At 37.2% G+C, this 21,013-nt stretch carries 21 protein-coding genes; all 21 read right to left on the bottom strand.

Features of this window, described 5'->3' with window-relative positions; translation table 11 throughout:
• Nucleotides 1-78: 78 nt before the first annotated feature.
• The 21 genes from ACLRYO_RS09075 to ACLRYO_RS09175 all read right to left on the bottom strand — a co-directional run bounded on the left by ACLRYO_RS09075 (nucleotide 79) and on the right by ACLRYO_RS09175 (nucleotide 20,841).
• A complete protein-coding gene (locus ACLRYO_RS09075) occupies nucleotides 79-1,998 on the bottom strand; it encodes an ABC-F family ATP-binding cassette domain-containing protein (RefSeq protein WP_413084834.1) in 1,920 nt (639 codons plus the stop codon).
• Nucleotides 1,999-2,026: 28 nt separating this feature from the next.
• Nucleotides 2,027-3,325, bottom strand: a complete 1,299-nt coding sequence (locus ACLRYO_RS09080) for a secretion protein (protein ID WP_316074062.1) — start codon at nucleotides 3,323-3,325, stop codon at nucleotides 2,027-2,029.
• On the bottom strand, nucleotides 3,307-4,155 hold the full coding sequence (locus tag ACLRYO_RS09085) for a hypothetical protein (protein ID WP_316074063.1): 849 nt from the start codon (nucleotides 4,153-4,155) through the stop codon (nucleotides 3,307-3,309). Before ACLRYO_RS09085 ends, ACLRYO_RS09080 begins: the two co-directional genes overlap by 19 nt.
• 125 nt (nucleotides 4,156-4,280) lie before the next feature.
• Nucleotides 4,281-5,270 carry a UDP-glucose 4-epimerase GalE gene (galE, locus tag ACLRYO_RS09090; protein WP_316074065.1) on the bottom strand — a complete coding sequence of 330 codons (990 nt, stop codon included), beginning with the start codon at nucleotides 5,268-5,270 and terminating at the stop codon, nucleotides 4,281-4,283.
• Nucleotides 5,271-5,279: 9 nt separating this feature from the next.
• A complete protein-coding gene (locus ACLRYO_RS09095; RefSeq protein WP_316074067.1) occupies nucleotides 5,280-6,716 on the bottom strand; it encodes a glucose-6-phosphate isomerase in 1,437 nt (478 codons plus the stop codon).
• 83 nt (nucleotides 6,717-6,799) lie between these two features.
• The gene (locus ACLRYO_RS09100) at nucleotides 6,800-7,078 is read right to left on the bottom strand and encodes a DUF1294 domain-containing protein (RefSeq protein ID WP_008600612.1); all 279 of its coding nucleotides are present in this window, start codon (nucleotides 7,076-7,078) and stop codon (nucleotides 6,800-6,802) included.
• 20 nt (nucleotides 7,079-7,098) lie between these two features.
• Nucleotides 7,099-8,022, bottom strand: coding sequence for an NAD-dependent epimerase/dehydratase family protein (locus ACLRYO_RS09105; RefSeq protein ID WP_316074068.1), 924 nt, complete (start codon nucleotides 8,020-8,022; stop codon nucleotides 7,099-7,101).
• Between the two features lie 22 nt (nucleotides 8,023-8,044).
• A complete protein-coding gene (locus ACLRYO_RS09110; protein WP_316074070.1) occupies nucleotides 8,045-8,770 on the bottom strand; it encodes a ribonuclease H family protein in 726 nt (241 codons plus the stop codon).
• A gap of 9 nt (nucleotides 8,771-8,779) precedes the next feature.
• Nucleotides 8,780-9,271, bottom strand: a complete 492-nt coding sequence (gene ybaK, locus ACLRYO_RS09115; protein WP_004697210.1) for a Cys-tRNA(Pro) deacylase — start codon at nucleotides 9,269-9,271, stop codon at nucleotides 8,780-8,782.
• An 81-nt stretch (nucleotides 9,272-9,352) separates the two neighbouring features.
• Nucleotides 9,353-10,351, bottom strand: coding sequence for a nucleoid-associated protein (locus ACLRYO_RS09120; protein ID WP_174892330.1), 999 nt, complete (start codon nucleotides 10,349-10,351; stop codon nucleotides 9,353-9,355).
• Between the two features lie 27 nt (nucleotides 10,352-10,378).
• Nucleotides 10,379-11,674: an AMP-binding protein gene (locus tag ACLRYO_RS09125; RefSeq protein ID WP_316074076.1), complete on the bottom strand. Its 1,296-nt coding sequence runs from the start codon at nucleotides 11,672-11,674 to the stop codon at nucleotides 10,379-10,381.
• 1 nt (nucleotide 11,675) lies between these two features.
• Complete coding sequence (locus ACLRYO_RS09130; RefSeq protein ID WP_316074077.1) at nucleotides 11,676-12,782, bottom strand: acetyl-CoA C-acyltransferase; 1,107 nt, start codon at nucleotides 12,780-12,782, stop codon at nucleotides 11,676-11,678.
• Nucleotides 12,783-12,844: 62 nt separating this feature from the next.
• Nucleotides 12,845-13,357, bottom strand: coding sequence for a biotin transporter BioY (locus ACLRYO_RS09135; protein WP_004693338.1), 513 nt, complete (start codon nucleotides 13,355-13,357; stop codon nucleotides 12,845-12,847).
• Nucleotides 13,358-13,365: 8 nt separating this feature from the next.
• Entirely contained in the window at nucleotides 13,366-13,932 is a 567-nt protein-coding gene (locus ACLRYO_RS09140) for a hypothetical protein (protein ID WP_120054616.1), read from the bottom strand.
• Between the two features lie 173 nt (nucleotides 13,933-14,105).
• Nucleotides 14,106-14,969: a UTP--glucose-1-phosphate uridylyltransferase GalU gene (gene galU / locus ACLRYO_RS09145; protein WP_004693334.1), complete on the bottom strand. Its 864-nt coding sequence runs from the start codon at nucleotides 14,967-14,969 to the stop codon at nucleotides 14,106-14,108.
• Between the two features lie 13 nt (nucleotides 14,970-14,982).
• Nucleotides 14,983-16,536 (bottom strand): organic solvent tolerance protein OstA, encoded by a 1,554-nt coding sequence (locus ACLRYO_RS09150; protein ID WP_004697340.1) that lies wholly within the window; start codon nucleotides 16,534-16,536, stop codon nucleotides 14,983-14,985.
• Between the two features lie 37 nt (nucleotides 16,537-16,573).
• Nucleotides 16,574-17,686: a hypothetical protein gene (locus tag ACLRYO_RS09155; RefSeq protein WP_316591334.1), complete on the bottom strand. Its 1,113-nt coding sequence runs from the start codon at nucleotides 17,684-17,686 to the stop codon at nucleotides 16,574-16,576.
• A 108-nt stretch (nucleotides 17,687-17,794) separates the two neighbouring features.
• Entirely contained in the window at nucleotides 17,795-18,241 is a 447-nt protein-coding gene (locus tag ACLRYO_RS09160; RefSeq protein WP_004697051.1) for a hypothetical protein, read from the bottom strand.
• Between the two features lie 261 nt (nucleotides 18,242-18,502).
• Complete coding sequence (gene hypE / locus ACLRYO_RS09165) at nucleotides 18,503-19,510, bottom strand: hydrogenase expression/formation protein HypE (RefSeq protein WP_004697095.1); 1,008 nt, start codon at nucleotides 19,508-19,510, stop codon at nucleotides 18,503-18,505.
• Nucleotide 19,511: 1 nt separating this feature from the next.
• Nucleotides 19,512-20,630: a hydrogenase formation protein HypD gene (gene hypD, locus ACLRYO_RS09170; protein WP_012864154.1), complete on the bottom strand. Its 1,119-nt coding sequence runs from the start codon at nucleotides 20,628-20,630 to the stop codon at nucleotides 19,512-19,514.
• Nucleotides 20,590-20,841, bottom strand: coding sequence for a HypC/HybG/HupF family hydrogenase formation chaperone (locus tag ACLRYO_RS09175; protein WP_012864153.1), 252 nt, complete (start codon nucleotides 20,839-20,841; stop codon nucleotides 20,590-20,592). The genes hypD and ACLRYO_RS09175 overlap by 41 nt, the downstream gene beginning before the upstream one ends.
• Nucleotides 20,842-21,013: the final 172 nt, after the last annotated feature.

Here is a 21,013-nt window from a genome sequence, read left to right on the forward strand (position 1 = left end):
ATATTATGAGAATATAAAATAGTTTGTCAATTAAAAGATAATGATTTTAATTCCCTAATAATATATACATTAAATAAGTTATTCACATAGACGTTCCCACTTCTTATACAAGGATTCCAACTCTGTCTGAGTCTCTTCAATTTGTGTGGAAATTTTGGACATTTCATCTAAATCTTGTTGTACTACAGGATTAGCTAATTGTACCTCATACATCTTCATCGTCGCCTCTAAACGAGCAATTTCAGCTTCTACCTCAGCCAATTGTTTTTCTACCATATAAGCATTCGGCTTCTTCTGATTTTCCTCCGTAGTTTCTGATACTGAAAGCATTGACTCATTAATAGGAGTAGCTTTACTATCACGCTTACTGCTATCAGAGTTTTTCTCATTAGCCAATGCTAATAAATCTTCTTGCTCTTTCAGCTTTTCCTTATAGTATGAATAATTACCGAGATACTCTGTAATTTTACCTTCATCTAGAATTACTGTTTTTGTAGAAACTTGATCCAAGAAGTATCTATCATGAGAAATAATAAAACAAGTCCCTTCAAATTGTTGCAATGCTTCCTCTACAATTTCTCGTGTAGGAATATCTAAATGGTTTGTCGGTTCATCTAAAATTAGAAAATTATCTCCTTGAAGAAATAATTTAAGCAAAGCTAAACGAGCGCGCTCACCACCAGATAATTCACCTACTAGCTTAAATACATCGTCCCCTTTAAACAGGAAAGCCCCCAGCACATTACGAGCCTTATCCTCGCTGTAGTTAAAGTGATTCATGATCTCTTCCACTACCTGCCAAGAATCATGCAATTCTTCGTGTTCTTGTGAGAAGTAACCGACTTGTACGCGATTGCCAATATCCACATGACCAACTTCAGGAAATAGTTCTCCTACAATGGTTTTCACCAGTGTAGACTTACCCGCGCCATTAGGTCCAATAAGCGCTACTGATTCACCTCGTCGAACAACAAGAGAGATATCATCAATAATACAACTTTCACCATATCCGACAGATAAGTGATCTAATACTAAAACCTTATCAGCACTCATCGCAGCAGGAGGAAAAGAAAATTGTAAATGATGTGAAGTAACAGGTGCCTCTAGCCGCTCTAATCGATTTAGTTGAGACTGACGACCACGAGCCATTTTAGACTTGATACCAGCGCGGTATTTATCTATATAAGCCTCTGTTTTCTTAATATACTCCTGCTGTTTTTCATAGGCCACCATATCAGCCTTTAAACGTTCATCACGTTGTTGAATATAGCGACTATAGTTACCACGATAGGTTGTGGCTTTGTGATTATCTAACTCCACAACACCTGTGACGATACGATCTAGAAAATATCTATCATGGCTGACAATGAGAATACCACCTTGATAGGCAGATAAGTACCCCTCTAACCACTCCAGCATATCCATATCTAAATGGTTAGTCGGTTCGTCTAAGAATAAAAAATCAGGACTACGTACTAACGCTTTAGCTAAATTGATACGCGTTTTTTGACCACCTGAAAAAGCATTAGCCGGCTTATCTAAGTCATCATCAGTAAAACCAAGACCATAGACTATGCGCTTTGTCTTTTGCTCGTAGTCATAGCCACCTAGCCATTCTAGACGATTCTGTAAATAATCTAAGCGTTGTAAATCCGATTCGCTAGCCTCTTCGGTTTCCAAGCGACTAGTGAGCTCTTTTAATTGTTTTTCCAATGCATGAACATCAGCCCAAGCTTTTTCGATTTCCGTAGCAAGGCTATCATCTCCAAGATTTACATCTTGTTGTAAATAGCCAATACTAGCAACAGGCGACTTGACTACATTACCTTCATCGAGTTCTTCATAGCCTAATATGCACTTTAACAAGGTAGATTTCCCAGCCCCATTAGGGCCTACCAATGCGAGTCGATCCCCTTCTTTTATCTCAAAAGACACATTGGAAAATACTTGGCGCACCCCAAATGATTTTCCAAGGTCTATCATTCGAATGCGTTCCATTCACAACCTCCTAATCATTTACTCTTCATTATACCACAGTTGCCCTCACTAACATTAACATTTCTATAGAATCTTTTGTTTTTCGACTATGACGGAATAATTTTCCTAACAAAGGGATATCTCCCAAAATAGGTATTTTTTGTATTTGATGTTGATCTCGATTATCCATGAGTCCACCAATAACTAGCACTTCTCCTGGTTGTAATCGTACTCTTGTATGTGCTTGACGTGTGCTTATTTTGTAGGCTTTCATTTCAGATACCATAATAGGTGTACTCACTTCTGCATGTATTTTAGCATCTACACCACCATCAGCGGTAATGATAGGAGTGTAATTCAACTTAATGCCCACCTCTTCATAACGAGTAGAACGCTTTCGTTCGCCATTCACTTCTGACTCTTCTATAACAGGTATTCTTTCACCTATCAAGATATGCGCAGTCTCACCATTGAGAGCCATGATAGATGGTTTTGCAATTAAAACGGCCTTACCTGAGCTTTCCATAAGACTTAGCTCTGGCTTTACAAAGAACTTATAGGCCTCTCCAGTCGGTGTTTTACCAAAAGTAACAGCGCCATAGGAATGTGTTTTGTCTTCTCCATGTCCAGTTAAGCTGAGCCAAGACCATCGAAAACCCTGTTCTTTTGCATAAGATTGTTCCATGGCAATGATGGTAGCTTCCAATTGCACTTGTTTTGGTTCCTTGTCGATAGCACGTACTAAGGTTTCTACACGTCGCTTTTCTCCGCTCGTCAAATGCATAATTACTTCATTTTGTTCTGAAAGCACTGCCATTTTATCATTTTTTACCACTGTGCCTACCACATTTTTCAAAGACTCAGCCGGTAAATGTTCAGGTGATATAACATATAGTTCTCTTTTTTCAAGTGTTTCATCATCAGAATCAATAAGAAGTGTGTTATGCTCCTTCAATACGGAGAAATGATATAACTTACCTAATTCATTAATAATCCCTTCTGGGGATTCTCCCGTTACAGTGGCCGTAACAGTCCCTTTTAACGACTCTACACCAATAACAGATATACCGTAACTACGACAAATTCCTAAAACGGTTTCCTTTAAGGATGCATTGCGTACAGAAATCGTTATGAGTTTGTTCTCAATATTTTTTTCATTTTTAGCTACTTCACCACTATTTACAATGTTTTCAGAACTACTAGTAGTTATCCTATCAGTACCATTAGCAAATACCATGAAGGGAGTTACAAGCATTACGACCATCCATAAGCTTATTTGCAATATAACTGTCACTATAATCTTATCTATACATTTTAGACCTATAAAGCTTAATCGATTTTTAGCCACCGTGATGAACCTCCTTCAATAATTTCTACACCACTTGCAGTTATCTTAGATACTGATATTTCTTTCCACACACTTCCTATACTAACCATTTGTTCCTCTGTACCTTTTCGTAAAATAGCAATATTCTGTTGTCCCTCAATAATACCTATAAGCTCTATGGGATGTTGTTTGATAGGATTACTTATAGAAGGTTGTATACTAGATTCAACTCGTCTAGCACTAATATCTTTAGCTTTTAATTCAATATAATTACCACTATGCTTTTTATTATTTCTTATTTGTTGATATTTTTCATTTCTACGACTTTCATCTACCTTTTTCTCAAAAGTCTTCATTGAATCATCTGACTCATGTAAATCATTATTTATATCAACGAAATTGCCATTACTATCTTTAGTTATCTTATTCTGACCAAGTAATTCATCTATAGGAATATCTTTAAAAACCTCTCGCCAAGGATTTGCTCGCTCAACACCGGTAATATCATATAATAATCGTCCATGAACATCGCTTTTTACCTCTCTATCCTTTACATTTTTTATATCACTTTCATCTTTAAAATAGTTCTTTCCTTTCCCATTTCTATTATCATGTGTTGTTTCTTTTGATAATTTTTCTGAGCCTCGTTCAATTTGATTAGCATCTCTACCATTAGATTGATCTAAACTAATATGAACATTTTTCTCCTCATGTGGATAAAAAATACCAATGCCTAAAAGGGCAACCGTAATGATAAAGAAAATACCAAGTGCAAACTTATAGTGGCGCATAATAAAATGCTGCTTATCAATCCACATTTTCATACGTTCTATATAGTCTTGTAAGTTCATAATCCACCTCCTGCTGACATATTCTAGGAGGCTCTTTTAAAATCCTACAAAAAAATGACTCTACCAGTCACCAAGGTGACTAATAGAGTCATTCATTATATTGACAAATCAAAACAATTCGTTCTTTATTTACTATTAAATCCATCTGGATGAGAGGTATGCCAATGCCATGCATCTTTGATAACATCAGCAACATTACTAAATTTAGGATCCCAACCAAGTAAATTTTTGATTTTTTCAGAGGAAGCAATTAATGTTCCTGGATCACCAGCACGGCGATCACCATATTGAACAGAAATATCGATACCCGTAACCTCTTTTGCAGTCTCGATGATTTCCTTTACAGAGAATCCATTACCACTACCAAGATTAAATACTTGAGATTCTCCGCCTTTACGCAAGTAGTCCATAGCCAATACGTGAGCAGCTGCTAAATCATTGACATGAATATAGTCGCGTACACATGTGCCATCAGCTGTATCATAATCAGTCCCAAATACAGTTATATGCTCTCTTTTACCGCGAGCCGCATCTAACACAAGTGGAATCAAATGAGTTTCAGGATGATGGTCTTCTCCAATCATACCAGACGGATCCGCACCGGCCGCATTGAAATAACGCAACGCAACATATGTAGAACCATAAATCGAACTATAATCAGATAACATTTTTTCTATCATCAATTTAGTGCGACCATATACATTTGTTGGTTGTAGCTGAGCATCCTCACAAATAGGAACTACCTTAGGCTCACCATACACAGCAGCCGTACTAGAAAATACAAAATGCTTTATACCTGCGGTACGAGCAGACTCAATAAGGTGATAAGAACCAACTACATTATTTTCATAATAAATAGCTGGATTTTGCATGGATTCACCAACTTGTGAGTGAGCAGCAAAATGCATTACACCTAGGATGTTATGTTCTTTCATAATACCTACTAGTTTAGGATCAGCAATATCCATATTGTAGAACTTTACCCCCTCAGGAATAGATTCTACATGCCCACGAGATAAATTATCTACAATAATTGGTGTATATCCTGCTTGTTGTAAAGCACGTACAGTATGACTCCCAATATAACCAGCACCACCTGTTACTAAAATATTCATAGTTCCCCCTCATGAATTATGTACTTCCTTTGCTCGAGCCAATTTGGGCCCGATGAGACGCTTATAAACCTCTACCCCTGGTTGATCAAAAGCATCAACACCCGCAAAAATAGACTCAAAATAAACGGCCCAACAATGCATAAACATAATTTCTCCTAAATGGAATGCGTTTAATGTTGGTACAGTTATAGTCATGTTAAAACGATTGTCACTAGACAAGGCTTCTCTATTAGCATCTAAAGCAATGTTTAAAATATCACAAATGCCTACATCAGATAGAGAGTGTAAACGTTCATATTGACTATAGGAATCTGGAACAATGAGATTATGTTTCCAGTCTTTAACCTTAATAAATTGAACTACCTTATTTAGGCGCCCCTCTTGATGCTCTTGAACTTGAGCATGCATATCCATAGTACCTACTGCAGCAACTGGCGTACGGCCATATGGTAGACAAGTATTACTCATTTTTCCAAGAGACTCGGATAAGAGCTGCACATACCAATCAGATAATGAGTGGAGTGCTTCACTATAAGGCATAAACACCTCTATAATACGACCATATCGTTCAGATGCAATATATTTCAATAATGCACTTAAAAGGCCTGGATTTTTAAAAATGTCTTCTTCTTGACATGCTGCATCCATAGATGCAGCACCAGCTAAGAATCCTTCAATATCAAATCCTACAAGAGCGGCTGTTACAAAACCAACTTCTGTAAATACAGAGAAACGACCACCTACACCATAAGGAATGCTATAGGTCTTCCAATTATTTTCTATCGCCATAGATCGTAGAATCGTAGGATGTTCATCATCAGATACATCTGTAACAGCTATCACTTCGTAGTTAATATTACGATCTTGTAAAGCCTTCTCCAAAATCATGAAGTTAGCCATTGGTTCAATGGTAGATCCAGACTTAGAATTAATAACGAGCATCACCTTATAATCAGGACCTTTTTTCTGAGCTTGACACTCTATCGTACGAATTAGCCCTACTAAGTAATCACCATCCACATTAAAGCCTGCAAAGTACATCCTAGGATAGCCGTCGCGTTCCTCTGCACTGTAGTTATTCCAAAATGCTCCACACTGCACATCAAAAATAACTTTGCTCCCCAAATAGGAGCCCCCAATACCTACGGATACAACTGTATCAATATTATGGCGTGCATAGTCACGTAATTCGTAAAGCCGCTCTAACATATCTGGTGTATTGATACCATCTTCTGAAATATATGGAAGTTGGTAAAACAACACAGGTTCAGGTAAACCATCTTTAGAAACATGACCTTCTTCGAAGCCTGTAGAACGCAAAATATTTGTATGACGCCATACATTTTGTATAGCCCGTTCAAAATTATTCACATCACGTTCTTGTATGCAACTTTCATTATATATATTAGCATAATCTAACTCAAAACCTGATTGTAATCGCAACATCAAATATCTCCTTCACTGACATTTTATGTACAATATTCTTTTATTATACCATAAAAGAATGAATAAAATATTAGTTTATACAATCATTTTACCCACAAACCATAACCGAATCCAACTGCATATACAGACCAAAGTAATGCAAAAGGAATAGCTAATTTAAATTTAATTTTTAATGTCTTATGACGCCATAGGACCATGCCTAATAAAGCACCAACACCCCCAAAGGCAAACGCTAAAAATAATAATGTAAACTCTGAAATTCGATCATATCCATTAATGGCACATAATTTATCATATCCATACAGACTAAATACGATAAGATTCCAAATACCTACGGTCACCCAAAATTGCGTATCACTCATATCCCCAAACCTTATTTTTCTTACTTATGATGAGCTTTAAAATATTCCAATGTCTTTTGTAAACCAGCTTCTAATGTTGTAGTGGCAATAAAACCAAAATCACGTTCAGCTTTCACATTACTTAAGCGCGAATGTTTAATATCCCCTATACGTTCATTTTCATAATAAACCATAAAATCTATCCCACTAATAGACCGGAATCGCGTAATCAACTCATTCACAGATGTTCCCATATTGGTAGATACATTATAAATACCTGTGCATTGACCATTCTCCATAGCCTTAATATTAGCATCTACCACATCATCTACATAAATGAAATCTCTAGTTTGCTCACCATCACCAAATACAGTTAATGGTTGCCCTTCGACAATCAAGCGGTTGAAAATACTGATAACGCCACCTTCACCGCCATCACCTTGACGTGGTCCATATACATTAGCATATCTAAAGCATACTGTATTTAATCCAAAAGCTTCATGATAAATACGCAAATAACCTTCTGCAGTAAGCTTTGTCAAGCCGTAAAAAGACGAAGGCATTCCACTCAAGTCTTCAGTCAATGGCAATACTGCCAAGTCACCATATACAGCAGCTGATGAAGGCATTAAAAATTGTTCAACTTTCACTTTACGACAAGCATCGAGAACATTAATAAGCCCTATTAGATTTACATCACAGTCATAACTTGGGTTCTCCATGGAGGATTGAACCATTGTTTGTGCCGCTTCATGAAATACGATAGACGGCTTAAACTCTTCAAATACAGATAGTAATTTTGGATCTCGTACATCCATCTCAATAAATCGAGCATCTTCATGTACAAAGGAGCGCATACCTGTAGATAAATCATCTATAACGAGTACATCGTGCCCTAATTCAATTAATCTATCAACTAAATGGGACCCAATAAATCCGGCCCCACCAGTAACACATATATTCATAGCGCCCTCCCTTCTAATATCTTTAAATACCTGCACCTTGTTTTGCTAGTGCATCAGCTATTTCATTATATGTATCGCCTGTATGAGCAGCCACCTTGTGAAAGTATACTCGCACATGATTTTTTATAGAATCATAAAATGCTGAATACTCTTTGGTTAGCTCATTATTACGTTTCCATCTCTTAGTAGCCCACATTTCTATGCCCATATAATCATAGTAAAGTGAGCATTCAGAAATTCCATTATCAACAGCATATTTCATAACATGCATAGCAGCCAACAACTCGCCAGCTACATTCCAAAACGATGTATATCGTTCATCAGTAGAGGGAAAAGAAAAAGTTTTCCTCTTGCCATTCAAAAAGATAACCCCACCTGCACCAACAGTATTAGTCTCTTTATTATAACTACCATCGATATACGCAACCATATAGTTTGGAATAGTAAAATCTGGTTTCACAACACTTGCTGATACTTTACCTTGAATACTAGAACTAGAACCTATAGGCCTAGAATTTATAGATTTAAACTTCACTTCTTGTGGCAATTTAAGTTCACTCTTTTTAGCGCTCATAAAATCACTTAAAGACAAACCTGAATTCTCTACAAAAGCACGTGCTTCTACTTCTGTCGAAAATGATTTGTAGATAGCACCACCATAGCCCTTTACTTGTTTCTCACAGTCAGACCATGTAGTGTAAACTCCTGGTACACGGCCCTGACGAACAGCATAAAACTTTTTTGCCATACGTCCCCCTTAATGGTCCATTGTCAGTTCAACAAATTCAGCATTTACAACAGATGCCAAATCCTTTGGATTTACCTTCATTTGCATACCGCGTAAACCTGCGCTTACATATACAAACTTTTGGGGTTCCATAGTAGCATCAAAATAGGTAGGGAATGCTTTTTTCATGCCTACTGGAGAACATCCACCGCGCAAATAACCTGTAATACTTAACAAATCCTTAACATGAACAAGCTCTACAGACTTATTATGACTAACACGTGCTGCCTGTTTCATATCTAACTCTTCAGCCACAGGAATACAGAATACTACATATCCAGTTTTGTCACCTTTGCCAACTAATGTTTTAAAGACTTGTTTCTCATCGAGTTTTAATGCTTCTACTACATGAAGGCCAGCAGCACGCTCTTCAGACCACTCATATTCGCTAATACTATAAGGTATCTTATGAGTATCTAAAATACGTAATGCGTTTGTTTTTTTATGTTTCTCTTTACTCATCATAACCTCCATATACTAGCATAGCAAATAAATTTAATCATTACATAATATATTTCTATAGACAAATATAATTTTTCATCACTATTTATTTACGATTTTATTAATATTTTTTAATTCAATACGCAAAGTACCATCATCATTAGTTTTTATCTCAATAAACTCACGATTTTTCATATATTCTACAGGAAATGAAATCTCAATACCTGTATCTGTTTTAATCTTATGATGCTCTCCAACCTTCGTGGCAAACTCACGATTTACTGGCAAAGGACGCAGCATATCCGCATCAGCTAATTCTTTCTTTGCCGCCTCTTGTTGAATAGGATTCGCTTTAAATACCTCTTCTACAATACGAACAGGATCAACGGTATCTGATACTTCTGCATTTTTAGCAATCATAGATTTAGCCGTTGTCAACTCAACAACGCCATCAGACTCATGAGCTTGAGCCACCTTATCTACGATAGCTTTTACCTTTCTCACCGTATCTCGCGAGGATTGATTAGTCCCTAATTGCAAGACCTTATCTGCTAAGATATAAGATACCTCACCATCAAATTCACCTTTAGGTTCAAAAACACGAACACTAAAATCATTGAGATTAATAGATGCAAAGGCCCGTAATTTTTGTGACGGCATAGGTAATACTGCCTTATGAGAAACGAGCTCCGTAGCCAATGTACCATCATCTTCACTGAATAGTTGATGGGTAAAAGCATCATGAGCTTGGCACAGAAGAATACAAACATAGGACGTATCCGTAACGGCTTCACAAATAATCGTATCAATAACAACGGAATCCGTAGCTTGTTTCATGTATGTAAACAAGCTTTCACCTACATTCTTAGATAAATCAATAAACTTAAGCACTCCATTTTTATAGTCTACTAATTGTTTACCTACAGGACTCGCATCATGTAAGGTTCCGGTTCTAGCCCCTGGATCTTTGAAAGCCTTAACTACATGATTTGCTATATAATCTTGTATAGCTTGATCCCCAACCTTTAATTCATGTTCAGAATATACAGCTAACGAGGACGTAAAGTCGAAAATCTCTAGCGCCGCCTTATTAATCTGCATGATGCCTCCTTGTAGTACAAAAAATGTTCACCCTTTATTATACCACTCTTTTAACTTTCGTTTATCAACTTTTGAGCATTCCGTAAGGGGTAACATAGGAACTTCTATTATAGCTTTTGGCCACTCTACAGGAGGTCTTTTATTATGAATAAGTTCTATAACTTCACTCAATCTAACCTCACCATCTAGCACCATATAAACTACATAGTCTTCCCCTCGTATCTCATCAGCAATATCGATAATAGCAACCTCGGAAACCCCTTGTAAGGATTGTAAATACAATTCCATCTCTGGGATAGAAATTTTATATCCCCCTTTATTGATTACGTCACCTGCTCTCCCATTAAACATAAGATACCCGTCACTATCAATGTATCCACAATCATTTACAGTATACGTATTGGGAATCCCTTCAATACGATAATTTGTTGTCACATAAATGACATTATCATTCTCTGCGATTTTCACGGTTGGAAATGGTCTCCCTACCGTACCTTCTCGCGCTAACCATTCTTTACCAGTGCAATACGTTATATAGTTAAGCTCTGATGCACCATAGTACAAGATAAACTCCATATCAGGGCATATATGTTGTAACTGTTCCATTAATTGTCGATCCAGAACTTGAGATCCTGCAATGATGTATTTAATGGATGATAATTTACTTTTACAATGTCGAACCAATAATCGTAGTTTCGTTGGTAATGCATATATATGGTCTACATTGTATTCCTCTATAAGCTGCATCCATCTACTAGGACGCAAGGAACTCGTTGTAACAACAGTCCCTCCAGCCCATAAAGAGGCAATGACCATATTGCTAACACCTGTGAAACTAAAGCTTCCCTGTAAAAAGATTTTAGTATCTTTGTTTGTATGAAAAATATCATTTTGAATATCAAAAAAATTGCGCCAAGATATTTCTCGTCTCCACAAAGGCTTTGGTTGTCCCGTAGTCCCCGATGTAAGTACCCCAAAATCAGCTAATGGCGGTACACCTTCATAGGCTATAACACGAGCTAGCTCATCTACATAAGCCGTATCCATCTCATTGTGACATACCATAGGAATATTACCTTTATGTAATGCCCCAAGCCACTGTGTAAGTTGTTCAACAAACGACAGTTCCTGAATTAAAAGAATCTTAGTATTTAATGTCTTTTTAGACTGAGTAAGATTTACAATGCGACTTGTATTATTAATACCGACCGATAGAATAGCATCATATAGTTCACCATATGTATATTGTATGTCATCTACGATTAAAGCCATTTTATGGGGCTCTAAATCTTTATGCTGTTGTAAGCGTTCAATAATTGTCATATTACATGCGTTCCATAATTAAAGCCGTACCTGTGCCCCCTGCACCAGCAATAGCACATAAACCATAGCGACCACCACAAGATTCTAAAGCAGCCATACAGTGAAGCACTAATATGGCACCAGAACATCCATAGGGATGTCCATAAGCTAAGGCACCTCCAAGCATGTTATATTTTTTAATGTGATTAGGGTACGCCTTGTTAAAAAGAACATCAATGATGGCAAAAGCTTCATTCCATTCCACCACATCAATATCATCCATAGTTAAACCTGTACGTTTTAAAATGCCTTCTGTACTTTCAAGAGCGCCCTCCGGACTAAACTGAGGATTTCCTGCCCAAGGTTTAACGCTATAAATTTTAAAAGGACCTTTTTTATTAGATAAATATACAAAGGCCGCTCCATCATGAGTTAAACACGCATTGCCTGCATTTGTAATAGAGTCAGCTCCCAACAAAGGTTTCATCCTAGACAAGAGTTTCTCGTTCATCGTAGGTCGAATACATTCATCTATACATCTTTTACCATCTATAGTAATAGGTATATTATATGACTGTAAATATGGGTTATCTAAAGCAGCTGATGCTCTTTGATGACTGCCAATAATATGTGGATATAAATCTTCCTTTGTTACATTGTGTTTATGGATAGTCCGCTCAGCCCCTTCGAGCATGGCTAAAGGCGATTGATCTTGGGGCGTAAATTGAGCTACCTTATAGGTTCCTTTTCGATCATCCCCTGATGCATACACTCGCTCTGGCTGTAACGACGAACTTTCAATACCGCCTGCAATAGCGGAATCCATAATACCAGACAAAATATGTGCATAGGCGATCTCAATACTCATCAAAGCTGAGGCACATTGCATATCAACGGTAATAGCAGGCACAGAATTTGGTAAATTACACATAAGACCCATGAGACGGCCAAGGTTACCACCGGTACCAACTGCATTACCACAGAAGATTCCATCTATATGTGAAATAGTATAACGATTAATTATTTCATCAATTACTTGAGAGCCTAAAATCTCGGGTCTCATATGTTTATATTGTCCATTTAAAACGCCGATAGGACTTCTAAGCCCACCATGAATATATACTGACATATATACTCCTTCTATTAAAAGTAAAAAAGAGGCATCCCGCAGAATGCCACTTTAATTGTATTCTAAATTTTAACTTTAGTTGCTAACCAAGAAGCAACCAGACATTTTACGATATCTCCAGGAATAAATGGAAACATGACTACAGGCAAGGCCGCCCAAAGTTCTGTTTTTGTAACAATCATAAAACCTGCTACACCAAAAAGGTACACTACAGGAATGGTAATCACAAGAGATCGCCAGGCATAAGAGAAAAAGCTTTTTTTAGAACCTTTAAATATACTTAGTAATGTATATGCAACTGGCCAAGAAAAAATAAAGCCACCTGTTGGTCCCAACAATTTGCCAAGGCCAGCCGTACCGCCAACAAATACTGGTAACCCAACTGCACCAAGCAAAATATAAATGATAAATACGATAAGTGCATCCTTAGGCTGTAACAATAAGCCGATTAATGTGGCTACCAAAGTCAAAGCCGTTACCATAGCGGGACTAAATGGCAATGGGAAAGAAATATATGCTGAAATACATAATAAGGCTGTTAATAAAGCCATTTTTGTTAAACGTCTTGTTTCCATAATTACCTCTAACTAATACATCTTTGTTTCAAAGATGATGAATCTTCATTTTCACCGAAAAACGTAGCCGAAAATGCCAATGTATCACCAATGTAACCTTCTACATGAGCATCTTCAGGATATTCCACCAAAGTTACCTTGTCATCTGCAATAACTGGTGCATGAAAATAAATCGCCATTTGCAGAGCAGATTTACTAATATTCCAAAAATCCCACATCGTTTCTAAAATCATGCAGCCAGGAACAACATAAGGATTCTCACGATGGATGGAATTCGTATCATTAATATCATTTACAAATCGTATAACCTCTTCCTTAGAAAAAGATATAGCACCATCTGTTCCCTGTTGATTTATAGTAGAACGAATATTAAATTGTTTTGGCACTGGTCGTAAATCGACCATTAAGAAGCCAGACGTATCCATAATACCAATTGTGGTGGTTTTTGCTACTTTCGATACAATTTCACATACGGTTCTATCACTACCTGAGGAATCATAATGCATATGTTTAATAACGCTATGTCCCGGTAGGTTCAAATCATTATTACATAATGCTTTAAATAATGTTCTCATATAATCACAGTCCTTTTATTTATTCAATATCTTGATTATAATCAACATTATTTCATTCGTCAACAAAAGGCATTGTTCATATGTTAACAAATATCAAATGAGTTTGAAACTATAAACAAAAAGAGCCTATGATACATATCATAGGCCCCTCACGTGGAAGTTTCATAGATTATCTATTTTAGATCCAATTCCTTTAGGTAAGCTTTAAAGCTTTCACCCAATTCTTCGTTGCGCAATGCATACTCAACAGTGGCTTTTAAATAGCCCAATTTATCCCCTGTATCGTAGCGAATACCTTCATATGCTAATGCATACGTATCCGTTTTAGAGGCTGCCAATGCATCAGTTAATTGGACTTCATTACCTACACCAGGCTTAGTAGCTTCTAAGATATTGAAAATATCTGGTGTTAAAATATAACGACCTAATACAGCGAGTCGAGATGGAGCATCCTCTTTCTTAGGTTTTTCCACCAAGTTATCAACGCGATATAAATTATCAGCCAATGCTTCACCAGATACAATACCATAAGAACTAACTTTATCTTCCGGTACAAATTGAGCGCCTAAAATAATACCAGGATGCTCATTATAGCAATCAATCAACTGTTTTAAGCATGGATTTTCTGGATTGTAAACAATATCATCACCAAGTAACACTGCAAATGGCTCATCACCAATAAATGCTTTTGCACACAATACAGCATCACCAAGTCCACGAGGTGCTTTTTGACGAATAAAGTGAACTTTAATGTCCGCCAAATCCTTGATCATAGCCAATGGTTTATTTTTACCTTGACTTTGTAATAACAATTCTAATTCAACACTACTATCAAAATGGTCCTCAATAGCACGTTTATTACGACCTGTAATAATTAGAATTTCTTCAATCCCAGAATCTAAAGCTTCTTTTACAATGTATTGGATAGCAGGTGTATCGACAATAGGAAGCATTTCTTTTGGTTGTGCCTTGGTAGCTGGTAAGAAACGTGTACCAAAACCAGCTGCTGGAATTACAGCTTTTCTAATGCGTTGCATAGTATTCTCCTAACTAAAAGTCTTTACCTACAAATTTAATTTTCCATTGATCATTTTTATTTTTATGTCCATCTTTATATGTTAAGTACATATCGAAGGAGTGTAAATCACGATGCCATGTATAATAGACAGAATCAATATCCCCACTCATCATGTTATTCTTAACACTTACAGAAATATCATCTAGGCGAGTCAATTTATACGTACCGCCATAAATAAGCTCTTTTGGAAGTTCTGTCGTGTCAAAACGATAAGGGGAATTATTGTAGGTTATATTTCGTTGATTATAGCTAACCCATACATTAGCACGATTACCAACTTTAGATTGGAATCTAGCACCCCAATAAGGCATGCTACGGATACTACCATCATAACCATAGTAGTCACGTTGGTAACCACCTAAGAAGCGTAAATCAGCATTTTTACCAAGCTTAATCGGATCATGAGAAACCTCTGCATAATATTCTTTATGAGAACCTTTTACAGAGCCCTCTTTCCAATAACCAGCATTAACCCCACCACGTACAGTAATTGGAGAATTTCCTACATGATATGTATGAGTATCCAAACGAGCTTCACCGATTTTTTCTACCCATACTGTTTCATCATTATATTCATTAGATTCCTTGCTATAACCAACAGAAGCAGTCCCCCAAGGTAAATAATGACGATATCCCACCTGTGGTTTAAAACCAGATTTAGAATACCAACGATAGTCAATATAAGCTTCACCATTTTTACCGATAGGATATTCTGTACTACCATGTAAGCCAATACCATCATCGTTACTATACGTAGGTTTTGGTATTAAGGAAAAAATACTAAATTTGCCTTCTTTGTCATGACGCAATGAAGTCGTATAAGATGGCAAGGATAATACTTTAAAGTTTTTAATATAAAAGGATGGTTTTTTAATAACGACTTTATCACCAGGATATACCTGAATATCTTGACCCTCCACACGATAATCTGGAGTATGAACAAAAGCCATTGCATGTTTTGTAGTGACCATGCCCTTTTCCATATGGCCTATTTGTCCATCAAAAGTGGCGTTATTGCCCTTTACATAATAGGGATCGCTCCATCCCATGGCTTGGTCTGCCTCAAAGTGACGATCGCTAGTGCGATACGTCATATTTTGACCTGTAATATCTTTTGTTTTACCGCCATCTTCCAAATAGCGATAGCCCCCAACAGTACGATATTCTGTGGTTTTAGTATTACCTTCAATACGGGGGGCCATCAAAGTTTGATTGCCTTGAGACACCACAACATCGCCTTGAGCATATACATCACCTGTAGAGCCAGTATAAGACATTTTATTAGCATCGATACGTGTAGGCAACTGTTCAGCAGGAGCAGCAGATTTCGCTTTTTCACCACGACGTACAACACGGATATTACTATATTCAGGTGTAGATGCTTTAGAAATTTCTCCTGCATAGGATTGACCTACGCTATCCAATGTATCTTGATATACAATAGTTGACTCAGTAGCGGCCCATACAGGTTGTGCTAAACAAACAACACATGCCGCTGCCAGCCATTGTACTTTACGTTTCCTCATGGTTACTAGAACTCCTATTACTTTAAGAATTTGTTAATTATTGATTACGCTTTACAACAACGATAGGTTGAGAAACATTTTCTACAGGTTCTTCTGGCTCCTCAACTGCTGTAGTATCTTCAGCTACAGCTGCATTTTCATCAGTATCATTATTTTCTACATATTCTTCAGATTCACCTGTTGTATTAGGTACAGTTACAGCATCAGCTAATTCATCATCACTATGAGCTAAACCATCGCCACCAATAACAAGACCTTGAATTGTTACGGAATCTTGAGGTTGTACATATACAGTAGCACCAGCTGGGTACTCAATATTTTTACCTTTGATGAAAGCGCCCCCTACAAGCCCAACAGGACCGAGTAGAACTGCGCCCGCTACAGATGCACCTGCTGCTTTAACTTCACTACGGGTTTTATCCTTAGCCTCTTTACCTTGTACAGCAGTAAATTCTGTACCATCAATAGCTGGGATTGTATCAAATGTAATATCTAACACACCATTACGACCAAAGGAACGAGCCTTTTTCAAAGAAGTAATTGTTCCGGAACCTACAGTGCCCGCAGGTACTAATAAGACATTGCCATCCATTACATTTTCTGCAACAGTAAAGGATATAGTGTCACCTTCATGACTAGTTTTAGAAGAAACCGCTTCATTTAGAGTCACTTTGAACACTTGATTACCAGACAATGTACCTACTTGGTTAGTAAGAGCCACATTGCTACCATATACCTTTGTCTTCAAAGAAATAATACGTTTTTGTAAGGACCCGCTACCAATGCGACCATTAACGCTACGTTCCATCTTTTCTACACGGTCTACAAGAGATCCTGCGTTAATGCTATTTTGATATGTATATTCCAATGCATCCATTTCTTCGCGCAAAGAAATATTAGTACCACTGCCTTCTACAGAATTGTAGAGGGAGTCAACACGTTTACTCAATGTTGCGGAATTACCATTGAAACCAGTACCATACACGGTTTCATCAAGTTGATTAATGCGGTCCACAACAGCACCATCTTGTACGGCTCCATATACAGTAGTTTCTAAAACATTTGTTTTTTCAGTTACTGTACCAGGAGCGGCAAATGCAGTGCCTGAAATTAGGGATGCCATTAAAAGTGTAAGTACTTGTTTCTTCATAAATTCCTCCACAATGTATCTAATGTATAACTGTTATACAACAGAATAAGCACGGGCCTAAGACCGTGCTTATTCCCTGAGTCTATCAATTTATATGCTCAGTGGCCATTAAATTTTCAAATCAATAATCGCAGATACACCTACGCCTTGAACACGAGATGCACCAACTGGGTTTGTGCTATTAACAGGAACTAATCCTTTTACACGAACCATACCATTAAAGCTACCTTCTACTTGAGCAACAGCTTTAACTTCTTCAATGCTAGAAGCAGGCCCAGTAACTTGAGCCGCACCGATATAACCTTTTGTACCAATACTGATAATAGGAACTACTTTAGTTGTATATTCAGTACTCAAGTTATTTTGTTTCAATAATTTATTTAGGAAAGAGTCAATTTGTGGACCAAATTTGTTAACAACAATGCCGATACCACCAATTTTAGCTGCACCACCAAGAATGCTGCTAAGCCCACCAGCTTGAGTTGTCAAGATACCACCAAATGCAGTTGTAGTTAAACAAATCCCTAGAACAGCTGTAATAATCTTCTTTTTCATAATAAGCCTCCTATAGATACTTATATTTTAACAAATTCTATACATAGATTCTAGTGAAAGTATAAGAACTTACACATAAAGATACTAACATAATATAGATTTTCGATGAATTCTTAATGAATTTTACGCAACTTAATTTAATGCTACCATCAACGATAAATCGTGTCAACATCTAATACAAGCTACATCTAGAAAGCTCAAAAATTGAAATAAAAAGATTAACAAAATGATATAGTTTAATTACTTTTATTAATTATAAATTTAACAAATTCGTGGAACCTGATCTTCGCCTAATAAATCAATCAGACGAACACCTCCAATAGCCGTTTGTAGACCAACCTTACCAATATTTTTATCTATAGTCTTACCAATTAAAACAGCTTCACTGCCCTCTTTAAAGCTATGAAGAATCTTAAGGACTTCGTTCGTAATAGATGGCTCTACAATAAGAACCACTTTCCCTTCATTCGCTAAATATAAAGGGTCATACCCTAATATATTACATACTGACTGTACCTCTTCATGAATTGGTATAGCCGTTTCTTCAACCTTAATGCCTACTTGACTCTGATCAGCAATCTCTTTTAAAACGGTACCTAGGCCACCACGAGTGGGATCTCTCAACAAAGCAACTTGAGTTCCTACTTTATCTAATACTGCTTGAACCATCTTATTTAGTGGTGCACAGTCAGTTGTTAAGGAGTCAGATAAATCTAAACCAAACCGTTGCCCCATAACGGCAATGGAGTGATCTCCAATAGCACCTGACAAAATGATATCTAGCCCTGCTTTTACGCGATGTGGACCAATATCTATTCCATCTGGAATCATACCAATACCAGCAGTATTAATGTAGATTTTATCTACTTCGCCCTTTTTAACGACCTTTGTATCACCTGTAACAATTTGAACATTTGCGGCTTTTGCCATTTCTGACATAGTGCGAAGAATTTCATCTAGCTCTTCAAAGGCCAAACCTTCTTCTAAAATAAGACCACAACTTAAATATTGAGGTATCGCACCATTCATGGCTAAATCATTCACAGTTCCACAAACAGCCAACTTGCCAATATTACCACCAGGAAAGAACGCAGGTTGCACCACATAAGAATCTGTAGAGAAGGCCATGCGCCCGGCTGTAACAGGAAACTGGGCACCATCGTGTAGGGGCGCCAATAAATCATTTGTAAAATATTTCAAAATAAAACGGTCCGTCAACTCATGACTAAATCGTCCACCATTACCATGGACTAAGCGAACTCGTTCCATATTAATCCTCCCACGTCGATCCACCACTAGAATAACCATATTTATACCATGCAGCACAGCTACCCTCTACAGATACCATACAGGCACCTACTGGATGATCTGCGGTACAGCTTTTACCAAATAACAGACATTCACTAGGTTTAATAAGGCCTTGTAAAACACGTCCACATTGACAGCCTTTAGGATCAAGGGATGGTTTATCTAAGTTAATAGGTAGGACAAGCTCTACATCGTAAGCTGCATATTCACCCTTTAATGCTAAACCAGAGTTAGGAATAACACCAATACCACGCCATACATCATCGCATACTTCATACACTTCCTCGATCATAGCTTGGGCTACAGGGTTTCCCTTCTGCATAACTACAGAATGATACGTATTGCCCACCACAATATTACCAGACTTACGTTGCTCTAAAATATTAGCTATGGCAGATAATATTTCTAAGCCATCAAAACCAGCGATACAAGATGGGATACCGTATTCTTTGGGCAAAAATTGGTATGGTTCTTCACCAATAATAACGCTAACATGACCAGGTAGAATAAATCCATCGATATGACCTTCTTGTTTATCTAATAATGCACGTAATGCTGGAGGCACTAATTTATGAGATACTAAAAAGAATACATTCTTAAGTCCTGCTGCGTGAACGGCTTTCACAGTAGCACATATAATCGCAATAGTTGTTTCAAAGCCAATAGCTAAGAATACTATTTTCTTTTCTGGATATTTTTTGCTAAGTTCTATTACCTCTAAAGGCGTATAAATAACATGGATATGAGCGCCTTTTGTTTGAGCTTCATTGAGACTACTATAGCTACCTGGAACCTTTAACATATCCCCAAAGGTAGCAATAATAACATCCTCACATTCTGCATAGGCTAAAGCCTTATCCATATAAGTTTGATCAGTTACACATACTGGACATCCTGGTCCACTAACAAGTTCTATGCCACATGGCAATAATTGACGAAGACCTTCTCGGAAAATCGATACTGTATGCGTACCACAGACCTCCATAAGCCGTACAGTTTCACCGGGCTTATGAAGCGCATTGATGCGCCTTAACAAAGCATCAGCTGTGTGCTGCTTTTCCTGCAAAGTAAGCTTCTTCAAGTTCTTCTAACTCCTTAAAGGCCTCTAATGTTTTTTGAGCCTCTTCTTCATCAACAATTTGTACAGCAAAACCTGCATGAACTAACAACCAATCCCCGACCTTTGCATCTGGTACGAGGAGCAAACTGCAGTCACGGGTAGCACCTGTCAATTCAACGGTACCAATAGCATCATTCACAGCAACCAATTGCGCTGGTACAGCTAAGCACATAGTATCTCCTTATCTATATCATTTATAACAAGTTTTATATACATTTACTTTAATAAAATATCTCCAAAATATATGAATAAAATTAATATTATTGTATCACAGTTACACTCATTATTTAGTGATAGTGGCCACAAACAACTAGAGCTTAAACTGGCTATACAACTCATATGGA

Origin of the sequence: Veillonella parvula (assembly GCF_047241225.1) — a bacterium.
In the GTDB taxonomy this organism is placed as follows: Bacteria; Bacillota; Negativicutes; order Veillonellales; family Veillonellaceae; genus Veillonella; species Veillonella parvula_O.

Excerpts from the sequence above, each read along its gene's own strand:
- ACLRYO_RS09100 (WP_008600612.1), bottom strand. The coding sequence starts at position 7,078 with ATGAGTGATACGCAATTTTGGGTGACCGTAGGTATTTGGAATCTTATC.
- ACLRYO_RS09075 (WP_413084834.1), bottom strand. The coding sequence starts at position 1,998 with ATGGAACGCATTCGAATGATAGACCTTGGAAAATCATTTGGGGTGCGC.
- ACLRYO_RS09110 (WP_316074070.1), bottom strand. The coding sequence starts at position 8,770 with ATGGCAAAAAAGTTTTATGCTGTTCGTCAGGGCCGTGTACCAGGAGTT.
- ACLRYO_RS09160 (WP_004697051.1), bottom strand. The coding sequence starts at position 18,241 with ATGAAAAAGAAGATTATTACAGCTGTTCTAGGGATTTGTTTAACTACA.
- galE (WP_316074065.1), bottom strand. The coding sequence starts at position 5,270 with ATGAATATTTTAGTAACAGGTGGTGCTGGTTATATTGGGAGTCATACT.
- ACLRYO_RS09095 (WP_316074067.1), bottom strand. The coding sequence starts at position 6,716 with ATGTTGCGATTACAATCAGGTTTTGAGTTAGATTATGCTAATATATAT.
- ACLRYO_RS09120 (WP_174892330.1), bottom strand. The coding sequence starts at position 10,351 with ATGCAGATTAATAAGGCGGCGCTAGAGATTTTCGACTTTACGTCCTCG.
- ACLRYO_RS09130 (WP_316074077.1), bottom strand. The coding sequence starts at position 12,782 with ATGTCAGTATATATTCATGGTGGGCTTAGAAGTCCTATCGGCGTTTTA.
- ACLRYO_RS09140 (WP_120054616.1), bottom strand. The coding sequence starts at position 13,932 with ATGAGAACATTATTTAAAGCATTATGTAATAATGATTTGAACCTACCG.
- ACLRYO_RS09150 (WP_004697340.1), bottom strand. The coding sequence starts at position 16,536 with ATGAGGAAACGTAAAGTACAATGGCTGGCAGCGGCATGTGTTGTTTGT.
- ybaK (WP_004697210.1), bottom strand. The coding sequence starts at position 9,271 with ATGAGTAAAGAGAAACATAAAAAAACAAACGCATTACGTATTTTAGAT.
- ACLRYO_RS09135 (WP_004693338.1), bottom strand. The coding sequence starts at position 13,357 with ATGGAAACAAGACGTTTAACAAAAATGGCTTTATTAACAGCCTTATTA.
- ACLRYO_RS09105 (WP_316074068.1), bottom strand. The coding sequence starts at position 8,022 with ATGAATATATGTGTTACTGGTGGGGCCGGATTTATTGGGTCCCATTTA.
- hypE (WP_004697095.1), bottom strand. The coding sequence starts at position 19,510 with ATGGAACGAGTTCGCTTAGTCCATGGTAATGGTGGACGATTTAGTCAT.
- ACLRYO_RS09085 (WP_316074063.1), bottom strand. The coding sequence starts at position 4,155 with ATGAACTTACAAGACTATATAGAACGTATGAAAATGTGGATTGATAAG.
- ACLRYO_RS09175 (WP_012864153.1), bottom strand. The coding sequence starts at position 20,841 with ATGTGCTTAGCTGTACCAGCGCAATTGGTTGCTGTGAATGATGCTATT.
- galU (WP_004693334.1), bottom strand. The coding sequence starts at position 14,969 with ATGCAACGCATTAGAAAAGCTGTAATTCCAGCAGCTGGTTTTGGTACA.
- ACLRYO_RS09125 (WP_316074076.1), bottom strand. The coding sequence starts at position 11,674 with ATGACAATTATTGAACGCTTACAACAGCATAAAGATTTAGAGCCCCAT.
- ACLRYO_RS09155 (WP_316591334.1), bottom strand. The coding sequence starts at position 17,686 with ATGAAGAAACAAGTACTTACACTTTTAATGGCATCCCTAATTTCAGGC.